A 17,169-nucleotide genomic window follows, 5' to 3' on the forward strand; every position below is an offset into this window, starting at 1 on the left:
CACCTCCAGCCCGCCGGTCACGCAGGCGGCTTGACACGATCATTGAGATTCTCCTTCGCTGCTGTGACTGCCCGTTTCCGGTTCCGGTGCGGCGCCGACGCCGGGCCGCCTGCCACCGCCACGCGCCCATCCGTCTCGGTAGGCCGCCATACGGTCCCGTACGAGTTCGGGAGTGCGCCGGTCGTCGCCGTGGCGGGCGGGCTGCTGGGCCGGCTCTTCGGGGCGCTGGTGGCGCAGTTGCGGGGCGAGGCTCGCCTGGCGCACACGGCGTGGGAGGTCGTCGGAGGGCTCGGAGCCGTCCGGCGAGCGGTGCAGCCTCAGGGCGGTGACGCCGGGGGGCGGGGGTTCATGGGCGGTGTCGTGCGAGCGGGCCGCCGTGCCGGCGCCGTCCGGGCCCGGGGCCGGCCGGGTGCCGTGGGGGTCGGCCGCCTTCCCGGTGCTCTGGGGGCCAGGCGTCCTCGTGGTGCCGTGCGGGCCGGGTGCGGTGGCTGCCAGGGCGGGACGGTCCGGCCACGCGGTGACGGCGGTCTCCTGGGCCGAGGTCGCGCCGGGCACGCGCGCGTAGGCGCGTTCCTCGTCGGGTCGGGTCTGTTCGCCCGGGGATTTTGGTGAGCCGCTGTACAGCAGGGCCTTCGGCAGCAGGACCACGGCGGTGGTGCCTCCGTACGGTGAGGTCCGCAGATGCACCTTGATGTCGTGCCGGGAGGCGAGCCTGCTGACCACGAAGAGTCCGAGACGGTCGCTGTCGAAGAGGTCCAGCGCCTCCGACTGTTCGATGCGGCGGTTGGCCTCGGCCAGGGTCTCGGGGCCCATACCGAGCCCCCGGTCCTCGACCTCCAGGGCGTAGCCGTTGCCGACCGGTTCGCCGGTGACCCGCACGCGCGTGTGCGGTGGTGAGAACTGGGCGGCGTTCTCGACGACTTCGGCGAGCAGATGGGTGAGGTCGGCGACCGCCGCGCCGATGACGTACGCCTCGGGGAACTGGCGTACCTCCACGCGCGCGTAGTCCTCGATCTCCGAGACGGCGGCGCGTACGACGTTCGTCAGGGACACCGGCATCCGCCAGGCCCGGCCGGGCGCGGCGCCGGACAGGATGATCAGGCTCTCGGCATGGCGCCGCATCCGGGTCGTGAGGTGGTCCAGGCGGAACAGGTCACTGAGTTCGTCCGGGTCGTCGGAACGCCGCTCCATGCTGTCCAGGAGGCTGAGCTGACGGTGAACCAGGACCTGGCTGCGACGGGCCAGGTTGACGAAGACCCCGGAGATGCCGCCGGCGAGCTCGGCGCGCTCCACGGCGGCGCGCAGCGCGGCGCGGTGCACGGTGGTCAGGGCTTCCGTGACCTGACCGGTCTCGTCCTCGGCCGGCGGTCCGGAGGGGGCCTCGGCCCGGATGTCGATCTCCTCGCCCGCGCGCAGCCTGCGCATCGCTTCCGGGAGTTTCCGGCGGGCGATCTCCAGCGCGTCGTTGCGCAGACTGACGAGTTCGACCACGAGAGCCCGTCCGATGCGGACGGAGATGACGAGGGAGGCGGCGACGGCGGCGAGTCCCAGGAGTACGGCGGCTCCGGCGGGGCTGAGCAGGCCGCGGGCGACCGGGTCGGCGCGGCCGGCGACGGCACGGCCGGCGGCTGCCGCGATGGTCCGCATGCCGTCCTGTACGCGCGCGTGTGCGGCGCTCCAGGCGGCCTGTGGGGCCTTGTCGGCGACTTGGACGCCCGGTCCGGCGGCGAGCAGGTCGTTCTCGGTGGTGCGCAGGGTGGTGTAGGGACCGGCGGCGGTCAGATCCCGCCAGGCGGCGCGCTGGGCGGCGGGAAGGTCGGTCACCGCGGTCTCGGTGAGGGCACGGCGCGTGGCGACGGCGGCGCTGAAGAGCCGCAGTCGCTCTCCCTGGAGGGTGCCGGCGGTCCGAGCGCTGCCCAGCAGGGCGTCCTCCTGGGCCAGCGCTTCGGCGGCGCGGGAGAATTCGAGCAGCACGCGCGCGTCGGAGGCGACGTCGGCCTGCTGGACACCGGTGAGGGCACCGTCGACCGCGAAGGCGGCGCCGATGGTCTTCGTGTACTGCGTGTACACCTCGCCCCAGCCCGTCTTGTGGCCCCGTACGGCTGTTCGCAGTGCGCGGAGGTGCTCGGCGCCCGTGACGAAGGCATCGAGGCGTCTGGAGACGCCGGCGGGCAGTTCCTGGCTGTCGGCGACAGTACTGTCCCGGCCGAGCCGCAGCCTGTCCACGGCTCGGTCGGTGCGGGCCGCGAGGTCTTCCAGAGCGCCGCCGGCGCCGGCGCGGGGGTCCGTGGCGTAGCGGACGGCCGCGGTGCGCTCGGCCTGCAACGCGGTCACGGCCGCGGCCACCGGGCTGCGCAGTTCGGCGTCGACCCGTTGCGACTGGCGCAGCCGGGCGACGTCCTGAGCGGTGCTGACGGTGGCGTACGCCCAGAGGGCGAGCAGGGACACGACGGGCACCATCAGAAGGCTGACCACCTTGGCGCGCACCGTGCGGGGGCGCAGGTGCCGGCGGCTTCCACGCGCGCGTACGGAGTCGGGCGACGGGCCGAGCGTGCCGCGGCCCTCGTCGGCGGGCGGTCCGGCGTGTGCGCGGCGTCCGCGCGGACGGTGTGCCGGGGCGGCGGCGTTCTCGGGTGTACGGGGTGGGCGCATGGCCTCCTCGCTCGGGACGTGGTCGGTGCGCTCGGGCCGGGGCCCGCTAGCGGGCGACGCTTTCGACGGGCCGCTGGGCGGAGGCGGACGCCTCGCGCTCGTCGGCGGTGGGCGAGAGGGCGACGAAGGCCGAGGTGATGAACAGGTAGGACCCGAGGCCGACGGCGAGGGGGAAGATGAACTGCATCGCCGTGGCCCCGGGCAGAACATCGCCGGAGGGGTTCACGCGCACGCTCACCGCGAACATCCCGGTGTAGTGCATGCTGGTGACGGCCGCTCCCATGCCGAGGGAGGCGACGGTGACCGCGAGGGGCGACTTGATGTTGAGTCCGGCCCACAGGGCCGCGGTCGCCGCGACCACGGCGATCAGTACCGACAGTCCGACGAGGACGGGGTCGTACGTGACGTCGCCGTGCAGCCGGACGGCTGCCATGCCCAGGTAGTGCATGCTGGCGACGCCCAGCCCGGTGGTGAGACCGCCGAGGAGGAGCGCGCGGTTGCGGTCGCGGCTGTGGCCGACGGCGAAGACGCCGGCACAGACGACGACCATGGCGACGAGAAGGCTGAGGATGGTCAGCGGCACGTCGTAGCGGATGTCGCTGCCGCTGACACGGAAGCCGAGCATGGCCACGAAGTGCATGGTCCAGATGCCCGTCCCGATCGACGAGGCGGCGGTGACGAGCCAGTTCCGACGCGCGCGGCCGGTGGCGGCGAGCGCGCGGACGGTGCAGCGCAGTCCGAGTGCGGCGCCTATGCAGGCCATCACGTACGACAGCACGGGTGTCAGCCAGCCGAAGGCGGCGTGGTCCAGGTGTCCCATGGCCCCGGGACGCTAGCGGGGGCAAGGGCGCACAAAGGGGGCGCATTTCGAAAGGTGCCGGAATATGGCGCACAGTTGTACTGGAACGATCGCGTCCCGCTCGAACATGCGCACAAGGACTTCCCTCGTGACGGTGAGGAATCATGCGGAACATGAACGACGACCACACACACGTCCAGGATTTCTTCGCCGCCCGCGCCGCCGACTGGGACAGCCGGTTCCCGGACGACGGTCCGGCCTACGCAGCGGCCGTGGCCGACCTGGGGCTGCGGCAAGGGGACCGCGTGCTGGACGCGGGCTGCGGCACGGGGCGGGCCCTGCCACCCCTGCGGGCCGCCGTGGGCCCCTCCGGGGTGGTGCTGGGGGTGGATCTGACCCCGGCGATGCTCCAGGCCGCCGTACGAACGGGCAGGCACCGCGACGGGCGGCTGGTGCTCGCCGACGTCGCCGCGCTCCCGCTGCGCTCGGGTTGTCTGGACGCCGTGTTCGCCGCGGGCCTGATCGCCCACCTGCCGCATCCGGTGGACAACCTGCGGGAACTGGCCCGTGGCGCACGGCCGGGCGGGACGCTCGCACTCTTCCATCCCATCGGCCGCGCGGCCCTCGCGGCACGTCAGGGGCGCCAGATCACCCCCGACGACCTGCGGGCCGAGACCAACCTCCGACCACTCCTCGCGCGTGCGGGCTGGCGGATGACGTCGTACACCGACGAGGACGCCCGCTTCCTGGCGCTCGCGGTGCGCGAGGGCTGAAGATCGGGTCGGGTCAGCCCGTTCCGGTGACGGCTGCCACGAAGGCGTCGGGGTTGTCGAACATCACGTTGTGCCCGGCGCCCGGCACCGTCACCACGCGCACCCCGGCGGCTTCCAGGCCCTCCCGGCCCGCGAGTTCGCCGCTGTGCTCGCCCTGGAGGAAGACACGGTCGACGGGCAGCCCTTCAAGGAGCGTCCGCATCACGGGTTCGGAGCCCTTGCGCAGGCCGACGGCACTGCGGTGCAACGCGCGCGGGTCGGCCAGCCGCATCGTCGCCGCCCACAGCGGGCCGACCGCCTCCAGCACGCGCGCGTGCCCCCCTTCGACGAACTCGTCCTCCTCGTAGGCGGCGATTCCGCTGCTGCCGGCGGTCGGCGGCGGAAAGGCGTCCAGGTTGGCCTCCGTCAGCACCAGCCGGGAGACCAGGTCGGGCCGCCGGTGGGCGAGGACGACGGCTACGGCACCGCCCATGCTGTGCGCGATCAGTTCGGCACCGGCGACCTTCGCCGCGTCCAGCGCGGTGGCCACCGCGTCGGCGTGGTCCTCCAGCGTGTACCCGAAGTCCTGGGGGCGGTCGCTCGTGCCGTGTCCCGGCAGGTCCACGAACAGACTGCGGCGCCGCGCGAGTTCGGGGCGTGCCGCGATGTGCGCGTGGTACACGGCGGACATCGCTCCGAGTCCGTGCAGATACACCCGGGCGGGTTCCGCCCCTGGCACCTCGGTCCACCGGATCCGGCTTCCCCTGTTGTCGAACGTGGCCTGCTGCACCGTGCCCCTCCCTGTGTTCCGCGACGCCGAGACAATACCTCGGTGACGATGTATGCCGTCAAGACGGTATTGGCTCAACGATGTATAAGTGCGGGAGAATGCGGCCATGCTCGAACTCGCCATCCTCGGATTCCTGTACGGCGCCCCCCTGCACGGATACGTTCTGCGCCGCCACATCGCGGCGCTCACCGGCCATGTGCGGCCCGTCGCCGAGAGCACGCTGTACCCGGCGATCAAGCGCTTGGAGAAGGCCGGTCTGCTGGTACGGGCCACCGAACCCGGCGCCGTGGCCGCGCCGCGCCATGTGCTGAGACTGACCGAGGACGGCGGGCGCGAGCTGAAGCGCCGGCTCGCCGAGCCCGCCCAGCGTGAGATCACCGACGAGAACCACTGGTTCACGCTGCTCGCGTTCCTGCGGCACCTGGAGGACCCCGCCGCGCAGGCGGCCGTGCTGCGGCGCCGGCTGGCCTTCCTGGAGGAGCCGGCGAGCTTCTTCTACGACGGCGACCGGCCGCTGCGCGCCGAGGAACTGGACGACCCGTTCCGGCGCGGCGTCCTCACCATCGCGCGCGCCACGAGCCGGGCCGAACTGGCCTGGCTGCGTGACACCCTGGCGTCACTCGACAGGGCCGGCCGCTGAGCCGTCCTGGTGCCGTACCGGGCAACCGCGCAGACCGGGGACCGGCCGCGTGCCCAGGTCGGCGACGCGATAGCCGTTCGGGTAGCCCTTGACCTCCCAGTTCTGGCGCGCGAAGTGCGGGCCGCGGCGTGGCGGCAGCAGCCGGACCAACCGGCCGCGCGTCCGTACGGCGCGGCGCACCAGCGCGGAGGTGGCAGCGCCGGGTCGCGGGTAGCGGAACGCGCGCAGCAGGGGCTCGTCGAGCAGCGCGAGCGTGGCCGTGCGCAGCAGCGGCGCCAGGGGGCGCGGGTACCAGGACGCCATCAGGTCGAGGGTGGCGTCGGAGACCTGGCGGGCCTCCTCGTCCCAGCCGAAGTGGGCCTCTTCGTAGGAGTCGAGAAGGGCCTCGAACTCCTCGTAGGTGCGGGGGATGTCCGGGATGCCCATGTGTCGGCCGAGGGTGCGGTAGTACTCGGTGGTGGCGACGATCTCGTGCCGGGACAGCCGTCGCCAGCCGTAGGCGTCGATCCAGCGCCGGGGCATCACCACGAAGGTGCTCAGCACGTACCGCATGTCGTCGTCGCTGATGTCGTAGCTGCGGTGCATCCGGTTGATACGACGGATCGCGGTACGTCCCTGCTCCGCCGCGAAGCCGTGTTCCACGATGGTGTCCAGGAGCAGCACGGTGTCGTCGTACCGCTTCTGCGTGCGCTCGGTCAGCTCCGCCGTCCGCGCGAGCAGCCGCCCGATGGCGGGGACCGCGTAGGTGCGGTACAGAGCCAGCTCAAGAGCGCGGGTGTAGTCCCAGGGGAACTCGTACGCGACGCTGGTCCGGTAGATCTCCAGCGCGTCCGCCACCGGGTCCAGCCGGCGGATCTCCGCGAGCCGCTCGAACCGCTTCACCGCGTCGTCCCCCTTCTGCCGCCGAACCTCCAACTCTACGTTGTGGAGCAGCAGATGGGCGATCGTACTGACCCCGTTCAGGGAAAGGTGGTCCGCGTGTTCGACAGGATCCGCAGGTACGCAGGCCGGCTCGGCAGCTCCGCACAGGAGCGGCCGGAGGATGCCAGGGAGAGGCACGCGCACAACTTGTTCGAAGCGGCGGCCGTCTATGTCGCGGCTCGCGCGGAGGACGACCAGGACCGGATCGAGGAAGCGGCAGCGTGGGTGTCCCCGGAGGCCCTGTCCTTCGGGGTGAGCGAGCTGGCCTGCCGGGCGGTCGTCGCGCTGGCCCGGGAACGCGACGAGACACCCGCCGCAGTGGCCCGCGACCTCCTCGGACTGCCTGCGGCCTGAACGGAACTTCCTTCTCCACATGTGGCCGTTTCGCCCCTGTCCAGGCGGAAACCTGCAGCTCCACGTGGTGCGCGGAGTCGTGACAAGCGGCTTCCGCTCGCACTAGGGTGCGCGCCGATGGACGAACCACTGGGGAGGCAGGGATGGCCGGGACGGACGATGAGCCCGTCGCCGCCGCGGACGATGCGCTGTACGTGCTGACGGCGGTACTGCTCACGCCGGCGCAGTTTCCGAGCGTGCTGGGCGACGACTACGCGGAGGCGTGTGCGGCGCTGGACCTGGCGCCACGGGCCGACGGGTACGGCCTGGTGCTGGGCCAGGACGGGCACGGCGCTCGCTGGACGGTCGTGATCGACGACGTCTCGCTGGTCGCCGTGGCCATCGCCTCCTGGGACTGCGGCATGGAGTACGAGCTGTCGCCGGACGAGCGCGCGGTCGTGACCGCCCTGCCGGGATGGCCCCTGGCCGTCGCCGTCGCGGCACCCGGCGTGCCCGCTCCCCACGACCCGCCCGCCGAGGAGGCCGGACGGCCGGCGCTGTGCCCGCCGGACACCGGCTCCTGGGGGCCCGCCCAGCGCCGGCTGGGTGCCGACGAGATAGCGTTGCAGTGGGCCGCCTGGCGGGAGCAGATCAACGACGCCGACTTCCCCGTGCCCGGTGAGCCCGCGCAGGCCGCGGAGTCCACGCAGGAGGGCGAGGGCGCCAGGGCCGGCGGCCACACCGGGGTCCGCCGGGTGCTCGCGGAAGCGCGCGCCTACGTCGACTCCCCGCCGCCGCTCGGCCGCGTACGCTCGTCGTTCGCTCCCGGCGAGGCCCGTACGCTGCGTGCGGACGGCCCCGGCTGGTCGATCGTTGCCCGCACCGACGACATCGCGTTCGTCCTGCTCGACGAGGAGCCCGGCGAGGTACTGCCGGTGGGCCGGGGGCCCGAGCTGCCCGGTCTGCTGGAGGCGCTCGACAAGATGGCCGTACGGCCCCGGTGAGTCGGGGCGGCCGGACGAGGCCGCCCGGGCGCTCCCCCGTGAGCCGCGCCGCGCCTGGGCGACGCGGCTCCCCAGGGCGCGGTCGGCCCATCCGGGCCGCTCGGCGAGTGGCGCCTTGCCGTGCGCCGGTGCCTCAGCGGCCGAGCTCCTTGCGGGCGACCCTGCGCAGCCTGCGCCGCTGTGAGGGGTCCAGGGCGAGGTAGGCGGCTGCCGGAACTCCCACGACGATCAGGAACGCCACCCACCAGGGCAGCCATATGAGCAGGATCAGCCCGACCGCCACGCCCCCTGCGGCGATCTTCGCGTTCATGGACATGAGCGTCGCCTCCTTCGCGGCCCCTGCCGCTCTCTGCTCTGAGAACGGCCCTCCGCTCCCCGCGGTTCCGCACCCCGACCCTGAGACATCCCTGAGCCGCACCCCTAGTGGTGGTCCTCGACGCGCACCGAAAGGCTGCTGGCAGTGGGCGGGATGCGGCCAGGCGTGGGAGGCGGGCGGGGCGTGGGGAGGCGGGTGGCGGGACGCGGTGGGCGTGGGCGGCCGGCGAGACGCGCTGAGCCGTTGGATCCGACGGCATGCGATCTCTTCCGCCCGGCCCCGATCCCCCTTTCGCTCCGCGTCGCGCTTGCCGCCCTTACAGGTGACGAGCACGGCCCTTACAGGTGACGAGCACGGCTCCTTCGAACAAATCGTGGAGTGACTCACGTCATGCCATCGCCAGGACGAGAACGCCCTGGACGTCCTGTACCCTCGGCGACTCCGGTCGAGTAGTCAAATTTGAGGAGTGCGGCAGAGCTGTGCAGACCATCCCCACGGCATCACCCTCCGACCTGGCCGAACTGACCCAGTGCCGCGTCGTGTTCCTGCCGTCCGATCCCCCGCGCGCGGGCCGCATCGGCTTCTGGCGACCGGACGGTGGGCCTCCGCCCGCACACGCGGAGGGTTCGCTGGACGATCTGGACCTCATGCTGCCCTCAGCCGACGGCGGCGTCGAACGCGTCCCGCTGCCCGTCCTCCTCCTCCCCGTCCGCACCGCCCTTCCGGTGTTCGCACGCGCGCGTGCGCTGCCGTGGGAAGACCGGGCCGCCACGTTCTGGCGGACCGCGTACGAACTGGCCCTCGGCTTCGTGGCGCGGGGTCTGCTCCTGCCGGGCCTGTCCGCCGGCGATCACGACGCCTGGCGCGTGGGACCGCTGTCCGCGCGCGACGCGGAACTGGTCCGCGAACTCGCCGCCGCCATGCCCCCGGAGACGCATGCCGTGCCGCTCACGGCGGACGGGCCACCGTTGTTGCCCGACCCGGAGCGGCTGCTGCGCGCCTTCCTCGACGCGATCGCCGACGTGCTGCCGCGCTCCCCCGCCGCCCCGCTGGTGACCGGCGGCCCCGCGTACACGGCGCTGGAGCCGCGGCGTCTGCCCGCGCTGCGGGCGTGGGCCGACGACATCGCCGCCGGTCATGACGCGGGGGTGCGGCTGTCGCTGCGCGTGGAGGCGTCCGGTCTCGACGACACCGTCTCCCGAGACGAGGCTCCGGTCCGCTTCCGTGCGGTCCTCCAGGTGCACGGCCAGGGCGGGCCGGCGGATGTCGTGGATGCCGCCGGACTGTGGACCGGTGCGGGCACCGGGCCCGCGGCGTTCGCTCCACGCGCGCGTGCGGACGCGTTGCTGGCGCTGCGCCGGGCGGCCCGGGCCTGGCCGCCGCTGGCGCCGCTGCTCTCCGCCGCCGTGCCGGACGCCGTGGACCTCGCCGACGACGAGATCGCCGAACTGCTGGGCGAGGGCGCGCGGGCGCTGGCCGCCGCAGGGGTCGACGTGCACTGGCCCCGGCACCTGGCACGCGGCCTCACCGCGCACGCGGCCGTCGGCCCGCCGGACGACGGCACCGCATCGTCCGGAACCTCCGCCGTTCCGTCGTTCCTCAGCGCGGACGAGAGGGTCACGTTCAGCTGGTGGTTCGACCTGGGCGGGCGGGAGCTGTCCCGGGAGGAGCTGGACCGGCTGGCGGAGGCCAAGCGTCCCCTGGTGCGGCTGCGCGACGGCTGGGTCCTGGTCGATCCGCGGGAGGCGGAGCGGGCCCGGACCGAGCGGGACCGTTCCGTCGCTCCCGTCGAGGCGCTGGCCGCGGCTCTGACGGGCTCGACGGAGGTCGACGGCCGACGGGTCGACGTACGGCCCACGGGGTGGCTGGAGGGGCTGCGGGAGCGGCTGACGGCCGAGGACCCGGCCCTCACCGTCGGGCAGCCGCCGGGCCTGGCCGCGACCCTGCGGGACTACCAGCTGCGCGGTCTCGACTGGCTGGCCCGCACGACATCGCTCGGGCTTGGCTGCTGCCTGGCCGACGACATGGGACTCGGCAAGACGGTCACGTTGATCGCGCTGCACCTGCACCGGCAGACAGATCCGGCGGCGGCCGGGCCCACTCTCGTGGTCTGCCCGGCCTCGCTGCTGGGCAACTGGCAGCGTGAGATCGAGCGGTTCGCTCCCGGGGTGCCGGTGCGCCGGTTCCACGGACCCGGACGCGATCTGGCGTCTTTGGGGGACGGCGAGTTCGTCCTGACCACGTACGGCACCCTGCGCCTGGACGGCGCCCGGCTCGCCGGGGTCCCGTGGGGGATGGTCGTGGCCGACGAGGCGCAGCATGTGAAGAATCCCTACTCGGCGACCGCGCGGGCGCTGCGCACGGTCGGCGCACGCGCGCGCGTGGCACTCACCGGCACGCCGGTGGAGAACAACCTCACGGAACTGTGGGCGATCATCGACTGGACGACACCCGGCCTGCTGGGGGGACTCGGCGGTTTCCGCGCGCGCTACGCACAGCCCGTCGAAGGCGGCCGGGACCCCGCCGCGGCACAACGGCTCGCCCGGCTCGTCGGACCGTTCCTGCTGCGGCGGCGCAAATCCGATCCCGGCATCGCCCCCGAGCTTCCGCCGAAGACCGAGACGGATCACCCGGTGCCGCTCACGGCTGAACAGGCGGGGCTGTACGAGGCGTTGGTGCGCGAGACCCTGGACCACATCGCGGCCGTCGACGACATGGCCCGCCGTGGCCTGGTCATGCGGCTGCTGACCGGTCTGAAGCAGATCTGCAATCATCCGGCGCAGTTCCTCAAGGAGGACGATCCGCGGCTCGCGGGACGCTCGGGCAAGCTGGAGTTGCTGGACGAACTGCTCGGCACCATCCTCGCCGCGGACTCGGGCGTGCTGGTCTTCACGCAGTACGTGCGCATGGCCCGGCTGCTCGAACGGCACCTGGCGGCCCGCGGGGTGTCCTCGCTGCTTCTGCACGGCGGGACGCCGGTCGCCGCGCGTGAGGATCTGGTGCGGCGCTTCCAGGCGGGCGAGGCCCCGGTGTTCCTGCTGTCCCTCAAGGCCGCCGGGACGGGACTGAACCTCACCCGGGCCGAGCACGTCGTGCACTACGACCGCTGGTGGAATCCGGCGGTGGAGGCGCAGGCCACCGACCGGGCGTACCGCATCGGGCAGACCCGTCCGGTGCAGGTACACCGGCTGATCGCCGAGGGGACCCTGGAGGACCGCATCGCGGAGATGCTGGGCCGCAAGCGGGAGCTGGCCGACGCCGTGCTCGGTTCCGGCGAGGCGGCTCTGACGGAACTGTCGGACGAGGAACTGGCCGCACTGGTGGAACTGCGCGGGGAGGCGCGATGAGCCGCTACGACGACGAGGACGGACGTGACGCGGGGCGCACGTTCGCCGCGCTGCCGCCCGCGCGCGGGCGCGCCTTCGCCCGGAGCTGGTGGGGGCGCGCCTGGCTGCGGGCGCTGGAGGACGCCGCCCTGGAAGCCGCTGCGGTCAAGGCCGGGCGCCGGCTCGCGCGCGCGGGCGGCGTCGGTGCGGTGACGGTACGGCCGGGCCGGGTCACCGCCGTCGTACGTGACCCCTCAGGTGCGGCGCACCGGGCCGACGTCCTGCTGCCGCGGCTGTCCGACGAGGAGTGGGCACGCTTCGAGGATCTCGCCGTGGAGCAGGCCGGCCACATGGCCGCGCTGCTCGACCGGGAGCTTCCGCCGCATCTGATGGAGGACGCGGCGGTGGCGGGGATCGAACTCCTGCCGGGCCTGGGCGATCTGGATCCGGAGTGCGACTGCGGTGCCTGGGACCACTGCGGGCACACCGTCGCCCTCTGCCACCAGGTGGCGCGGCTGCTGGACGAGGATCCGTTTCTGCTCCTGCTGGTGCGCGGGCGGGACAAGGACGCCTTCCTGGCGGAGCTGCACGTCCGCAATACCGCGGCGCCGTCCGGGGCGACGCCTCCGGCCACGGGGGTGGACGCGGCCGAGGCATGGGCGGCCGGCGAGATCCTGCCGTCGCTGCCCGAGTTGCCCGGGCTCCCTTCGGCACCCGGCGCGGCACCGTCCTTCGCCGGGTCACCGGCCGCGCCGGGGGTGGATCCCGCGGCGCTGGAACACCTGGCCGGTCGCACCGCCGTGGAGGCGTACCGGCTGCTGGCTGCGTCGCGTGGTGGGGCGCGGGCCTGCGCGGACCTGACGGCCGCTCAGGACGCCGTACGCCTGGCGTGTGGTGCGGCCCCCGCCGCCGTCGCCGAGCGGCTCGCCGCGGGGTCAGGGCGTGGACGCGACGGGCTCATGACAGCCGTCCGCGCCTGGCGGACCGGTGGCCCGGCGGCGCTGGCGGTGCTCGACGAGGACCGGGAGGTGGAGGGCGCGGCGCTCGCACGCGTGCGTGCGGCTCTGGAAGCGGCCTGGGCGGCGGACGAGCGGCCGGTGTTCCACAGGAGCGGCAACCGGTGGACCGTCCAGGAGGAAGGCGTTCAGCTGCGGCTCGGGCGCGAGGGCCACTGGTGGCCGTATCGGGAGGAAGGAGGACGCTGGGTCCCGGCGGGCGGGGCCGATCCCGATCCCGCGACGGCACTGGCCTCCGCGCGGTGGGACGTGAAGGCTCCCGCACCGGAAGGTTCCTGACACGCCGTCATCGCGGGATCGGCGCGATCCGATGAGCGGCGGACGCCGGCCGTTCACCGCGCGGTCGCGCGGCGTTCCTCCGGGGGCCCAATGGTGTCGGCAGCTCATGGCTTTGCTCCAAGAGGCCCGATGTCCTCGCGTGCCGCCGGCCTGCGCCGCGTCCACCGTTCCGTCGCCACGGGTCTGCCCCTGGCCCTGGCCGCCGTCCTCGTCGCGGCGGGGACGGCCACCGCGGCGCCGTCCGGGGACGCCCGCGTGATCCGCACGGCGGCCCTCGGCGAGATCCCGCTCGGCGCGTTCAGCAACGCGCTGCTGCCCGGCAGCGTGGCCGACGACCACGGGATCGAGCTCGGCGGCATCGGCAGTGACATCTACCCGGCCGGCCGCAAGGGTGAGTACTGGACGGTGACCGACCGCGGCCCCAACGGGCAGATCAAGGTGGACGGCAAGAAGCGCCGCACCTTCCCGGTGCCGGGATTCGATCCCGCGATCGTGAAGATCCGGGTCTCCGGGGGCACGATCAAGGTGATCGACGCGGTACCGCTGACCACCTCCTCCGGGAAGGCCGTCACCGGACTGCCGAACCAGAAGAGCCGGGACGAGGCGCCGTACACCTACGACGCGCAGACGCCGCTCTCCTACGACCCGAACGGCCTCGACACCGAGGGCATCGTTCGGGCCGGTGACGGCGGTTTCTGGCTCACGGACGAGTACGGGCCCTCCCTCGTGCACGTCTCCGCGCGCGGGAAGGTCCTCGCGCGCTACGTGCCCAAGGGGCTCGGTCTGACGGGCGCGGACTACCCGGTGGTGGAGGCGCTGCCGTCGATCCTTTTGCACCGCAAGGTCAACCGCGGGTTCGAAGGGCTGGCGCAGCTTCCCGGCGGTGATCTGGTGATGGCCCTCCAGAGCCCGTTGTCGCTCCCGGACGCGGACGCCGGGGACGCCTCGCGCACCACCCGCCTGCTGCGCTTCTCACCCCGCGAGACGGCCGTCACGGCCGAGTACGCCTACCGCTTCGATCCGGTGGACGTGGTGGACCCGAGCGAGGACGACACCTCCGAGCTGAAGATCTCCTCGGTGGTCGCGATCGGCGGTGACCGGCTGCTGGTCGAGGAGCGCACGGACAAGGCCGCCCGGCTTCAGCTGGTCAGCCTCGGGCGCACGTCGGACATCCTCGGCGGTCCCTGGGACGACGACACCACGGCTCCGTCGCTGGAGCGGCTGGACGATCCCGCGGCGCGGGGCGTGCCGGTGCCGGCCAAGCGCCTGGTGGTCGACCTGGGCAAGGTCGCGGGGGTGCCCGGGAAGATCGAGGGCATCGCGCGCGTGGATCACGACACGCTCGCGCTCGTCAACGACAACGACTTCGGGATGACCGACGGTACGGACGCGTTCGACGCCCAGGGCCGCCTGGTCGACAGCGGCGTCAAGACGACCGTGACATACGTCCGGCTGCCCAAGGGCCGCTGACACCGGCCTCGCGGCCGGGGGGGCCGGGGTGAGCCGCTGCCGCTCGCCCCGGCCCTCCTCCGTTTCAGCCCCGCGCGCCCAGCAGGTGGTCCATCGCCAGCTGGTCGAGGCGTTCGAAGGCCATGCCGCGCGCGGCGGCGGCCTCCACGTCGAAGTCCTCGAAGGCCGCGCGGTCGGCGAGCAGGTCCTCCAGGCCGTCGGCCGCGGTCGGCTGGGCCAGTTGGTCCAGGCGCGAGGCGCGCAGCGCCTCCTGCACCTCGGGGTCGGCGCGGAAGGCTGCCGCGCGCTCCTTCAGGATGAGGTAGTTGCGCATGCAGCCCGCCGCCGAGGCCCACACGCCGTCGAGGTCCTCGGTCCGCGGCGGCTTGAAGTCGAAGTGGCGCGGTCCTTCGTAACCGGCGCTCTCCAGGAGGTCGACCAGCCAGAAGGCGGACCGCAGGTCGCCCGCGCCGAACCGCAGGTCCTGGTCGTACTTGATGCCGGACTGGCCGTTGAGGTCGATGTGGAAGAGCTTCCCGGCCCACAGGGCCTGCGCGATGCCGTGCGGGAAGTTCAGGCCTGCCATCTGCTCGTGGCCGACCTCGGGGTTGACGCCGTAGAGCTCGGGCCGCTCGAGGCGCTCGATGAAGGCCAGCGCGTGCCCGACGGTGGGCAGCAGGATGTCGCCGCGGGGCTCGTTCGGCTTGGGCTCGATGGCGAAGCGGAGGTCGTAGCCCTGCGAGGTGACGTACTCGCCGAGGAGGTCGAAGGCCTCCTTCATGCGGTCCAGGGCGGAACGCACGTCCTTGGCGGCGCCGGACTCGGCGCCCTCGCGGCCGCCCCAGGCGACGTACGTCTTCGCGCCCAGCTCGGCCGCCAGGTCGATGTTGCGGATCGTCTTGCGCAGGGCGTAGCGGCGCACGTCGCGGTCGTTGGCGGTGAACGCGCCGTCCTTGAAGACGGGGTGCGTGAAGAGGTTCGTGGTGGCCATCGGCACGGTCATGCCGGTGGCGTCCAGGGCCTGGCGGAACCGCTTGATGTGCGACTCGCGCTCGGTGTCCGACGAACCGAAGGGAATCAGGTCGTCGTCGTGGAAGGTCACTCCGTGGGCACCGAGTTCCGCCAGGCGCTGCACCGTCTCGACCGGGTCGAGGGCGCGGCGGGTGGCGTCGCCGAACGGGTCCCTTCCCTGCCAGCCGACGGTCCAGAGTCCGAACGTGAACCTGTCCTCGGGGGTGGGCTGGTAGCTCATGCCGCGGCTCCTTGCTGCGTTGCGACTATTTCGTCATGGCGGTTTACAAATTAGTATGCCGACGCACCTCTGGGAAGAGACAAGATGTCTTCGACAGCAAGGTGTCTTCGAAACCACACACCGCACGTCCCGCGGAGCCGCGGAAGAGGGAGAGCCCGATGTCAGCAGCCGAGGGTCCGCTCGTCGTCGGAGTGGACACGTCCACCCAGTCCACGAAGGCACTGGTCGTCGACGCGGCCACCGGTCAGGTGGTGGCGAGCGGCCAGGCACCGCACACGGTGTCGTCCGGCGCCGGCCGGGAGAGCGATCCGCGCCAGTGGTGGGACGCGCTGTGCGAGGCGCTGCGCCAGTGCGGTGACGCGGCGCACGAGGCGGCGGCGGTGTCGATCGGCGGCCAGCAGCACGGCCTGGTCACCTTGGACGAACGCGGCGAGCCGGTGCGTCCGGCGCTGCTCTGGAACGACGTCCGCTCGGCGCCGCAGGCCGGCCGCCTGGTGGAGGAGTTGGGCGGGCCGAAGGCCTGGGCGGAGCGCACCGGCAGTGTGCCCGGGGCGTCCTTCACGGTCACCAAGTGGGCGTGGCTCGCCGAGCACGAGCCGGAGGCGGTCCGTGCGACCCGGGCGGTACGGCTCCCTCACGACTACCTCACCGAGCGCCTGACCGGGCAGGGCACGACCGACCGCGGCGACGCCTCCGGCACCGGCTGGTGGGCGTCCGGGACGGAGGCGTACGACGAGGAGACCCTCGCGCACGTCGGCCTGGACCCGGCGCTGCTGCCCCGGGTGGTACGGCCCGGCGAGGTGGCCGGCACCGTGCGCGACAGCCACGATCTGCCGTTCTCGAAGGGCACGCTGGTGGCCCCGGGCACCGGCGACAACGCGGCGGCGGCCCTGGGCCTGGGCCTGCGGCCCGGCACGCCGGTGCTGAGCCTCGGGACGTCCGGCACGGTGTACGCCGTCTCCCGGCGCCGCCCCACCGATCCGACCGGGACGGTGGCGGGCTTCGCCGACGCGCGCGGGGACTGGCTGCCCCTGGCCTGCACCCTGAACTGCACCCTCGCGGTGGACCGTGTCGCGACCCTGCTGGGCCTGGACCGCGAGGCGGTGGAATCCGGCGGCTCCGTGACCCTGCTGCCGTACCTGGACGGCGAGCGCACCCCGAACCTGCCGCACGCCTCCGGAGTGCTGCACGGTCTGCGGCACGACACCACCGCGGGTCAGCTTCTCCAGGCCGCGTACGACGGCGCGGTGCACGCACTGCTCGAGGCACTCGACCTGGTCCTCGACGAGGACGCGGACCGCGACACCCCGCTGCTCCTGATCGGCGGCGGGGCCCGCGGGGCAGCCTGGCAGCAGACCGTGCGCCGGCTCTCGGGGCGGCCCGTCCAGGTCCCGGAGGCCAGGGAACTGGTCGCCCTGGGTGCGGCGGCACAGGCGGCCGGACTGCTGACCGGCGAGGATCCCGCGGCGGTCGCTCGCCGCTGGAACACGGCCGCGGGCCCCGTCCTGGAGGCCGTGGAACGAGACCGGACGACGCTGGACCGGATCACCGGGGTACTCTCCGACGCGGCCCCGCTGCTGGAGCGGGGGACGGACACCGAGTGACCGGAGCCGCCCGCGACCAGCCGGGCGGCAGACACC

At 73.3% G+C, this 17,169-nt stretch carries 14 protein-coding genes; 8 read left to right on the forward strand and 6 right to left on the reverse strand.

The genetic code is table 11. The annotated features are described in order from the left end of the window. Nucleotides 1-39: 39 nt before the first annotated feature. Nucleotides 40-2,652 (reverse strand): sensor histidine kinase, encoded by a 2,613-nt coding sequence (locus IE273_RS23755; RefSeq protein ID WP_189817202.1) that lies wholly within the window; start codon nt 2,650-2,652, stop codon nt 40-42. A gap of 46 nt (nt 2,653-2,698) precedes the next feature. Then, on the reverse strand, nt 2,699-3,472 hold the full coding sequence (locus IE273_RS23760) for an MHYT domain-containing protein (protein WP_189817203.1): 774 nt from the start codon (nt 3,470-3,472) through the stop codon (nt 2,699-2,701). A gap of 152 nt (nt 3,473-3,624) precedes the next feature. Between IE273_RS23760 and IE273_RS23765 the strand changes: the two genes are divergently transcribed. After that, nucleotides 3,625-4,224: a class I SAM-dependent methyltransferase gene (locus tag IE273_RS23765; RefSeq protein ID WP_189817204.1), complete on the forward strand. Its 600-nt coding sequence runs from the start codon at nt 3,625-3,627 to the stop codon at nt 4,222-4,224. Nucleotides 4,225-4,237: 13 nt separating this feature from the next. On the opposite strand, the gene IE273_RS23770 is transcribed toward IE273_RS23765, so the two are convergent. Beyond that, the gene (locus IE273_RS23770) at nt 4,238-4,993 is read right to left on the reverse strand and encodes an alpha/beta fold hydrolase (RefSeq protein WP_189817205.1); all 756 of its coding nucleotides are present in this window, start codon (nt 4,991-4,993) and stop codon (nt 4,238-4,240) included. Between the two features lie 106 nt (nt 4,994-5,099). On the opposite strand from IE273_RS23770, the gene IE273_RS23775 reads away from it, so the two are divergent. Continuing rightward, nucleotides 5,100-5,633 carry a PadR family transcriptional regulator gene (locus IE273_RS23775; protein WP_189817206.1) on the forward strand — a complete coding sequence of 178 codons (534 nt, stop codon included), beginning with the start codon at nt 5,100-5,102 and terminating at the stop codon, nt 5,631-5,633. Here IE273_RS23775 and IE273_RS23780 read toward each other — a convergent pair. Next, complete coding sequence (locus IE273_RS23780; protein ID WP_189817207.1) at nt 5,610-6,515, reverse strand: oxygenase MpaB family protein; 906 nt, start codon at nt 6,513-6,515, stop codon at nt 5,610-5,612. The two genes, IE273_RS23775 and IE273_RS23780, sit on opposite strands and share 24 nt — an antisense overlap. 96 nt (nt 6,516-6,611) lie before the next feature. On the opposite strand from IE273_RS23780, the gene IE273_RS23785 reads away from it, so the two are divergent. Both IE273_RS23785 and IE273_RS23790 read left to right on the forward strand, forming a co-directional pair. Continuing rightward, nucleotides 6,612-6,908, forward strand: coding sequence for a hypothetical protein (locus tag IE273_RS23785; RefSeq protein WP_189817208.1), 297 nt, complete (start codon nt 6,612-6,614; stop codon nt 6,906-6,908). A gap of 143 nt (nt 6,909-7,051) precedes the next feature. Further along, nucleotides 7,052-7,891, forward strand: coding sequence for a hypothetical protein (locus tag IE273_RS23790; protein WP_189817209.1), 840 nt, complete (start codon nt 7,052-7,054; stop codon nt 7,889-7,891). A 133-nt stretch (nt 7,892-8,024) separates the two neighbouring features. On the opposite strand, the gene IE273_RS23795 is transcribed toward IE273_RS23790, so the two are convergent. Next, the gene (locus tag IE273_RS23795; protein ID WP_014671229.1) at nt 8,025-8,207 is read right to left on the reverse strand and encodes a tail-anchor membrane protein; all 183 of its coding nucleotides are present in this window, start codon (nt 8,205-8,207) and stop codon (nt 8,025-8,027) included. A 479-nt stretch (nt 8,208-8,686) separates the two neighbouring features. Between IE273_RS23795 and IE273_RS23800 the strand changes: the two genes are divergently transcribed. From IE273_RS23800 to IE273_RS23810, 3 genes are all read left to right on the forward strand, one after another. Then, nucleotides 8,687-11,554 carry an SCO1167/SCO6262 family helicase gene (locus IE273_RS23800; RefSeq protein ID WP_189817210.1) on the forward strand — a complete coding sequence of 956 codons (2,868 nt, stop codon included), beginning with the start codon at nt 8,687-8,689 and terminating at the stop codon, nt 11,552-11,554. After that, a complete protein-coding gene (locus IE273_RS23805; protein WP_189817211.1) occupies nt 11,551-12,828 on the forward strand; it encodes an SWIM zinc finger family protein in 1,278 nt (425 codons plus the stop codon). Before IE273_RS23800 ends, IE273_RS23805 begins: the two co-directional genes overlap by 4 nt. A 129-nt stretch (nt 12,829-12,957) precedes the next feature. After that, nucleotides 12,958-14,298: an esterase-like activity of phytase family protein gene (locus tag IE273_RS23810; RefSeq protein WP_189817212.1), complete on the forward strand. Its 1,341-nt coding sequence runs from the start codon at nt 12,958-12,960 to the stop codon at nt 14,296-14,298. Nucleotides 14,299-14,362: 64 nt separating this feature from the next. On the opposite strand, the gene xylA is transcribed toward IE273_RS23810, so the two are convergent. Beyond that, nucleotides 14,363-15,529 (reverse strand): xylose isomerase, encoded by a 1,167-nt coding sequence (gene xylA / locus IE273_RS23815; protein WP_058079594.1) that lies wholly within the window; start codon nt 15,527-15,529, stop codon nt 14,363-14,365. Nucleotides 15,530-15,687: 158 nt separating this feature from the next. Here xylA and xylB point away from each other — a divergent pair, with 158 nt between their 5' ends. Further along, nucleotides 15,688-17,133, forward strand: a complete 1,446-nt coding sequence (gene xylB / locus IE273_RS23820; RefSeq protein ID WP_189817213.1) for a xylulokinase — start codon at nt 15,688-15,690, stop codon at nt 17,131-17,133. The last annotated feature ends 36 nt before the right edge of the window (nt 17,134-17,169 follow it).

Origin of the sequence: Streptomyces olivaceoviridis (genome assembly GCF_014650115.1) — a bacterium.
Lineage (GTDB): Bacteria > Actinomycetota > Actinomycetes > Streptomycetales > Streptomycetaceae > Streptomyces > Streptomyces olivaceoviridis.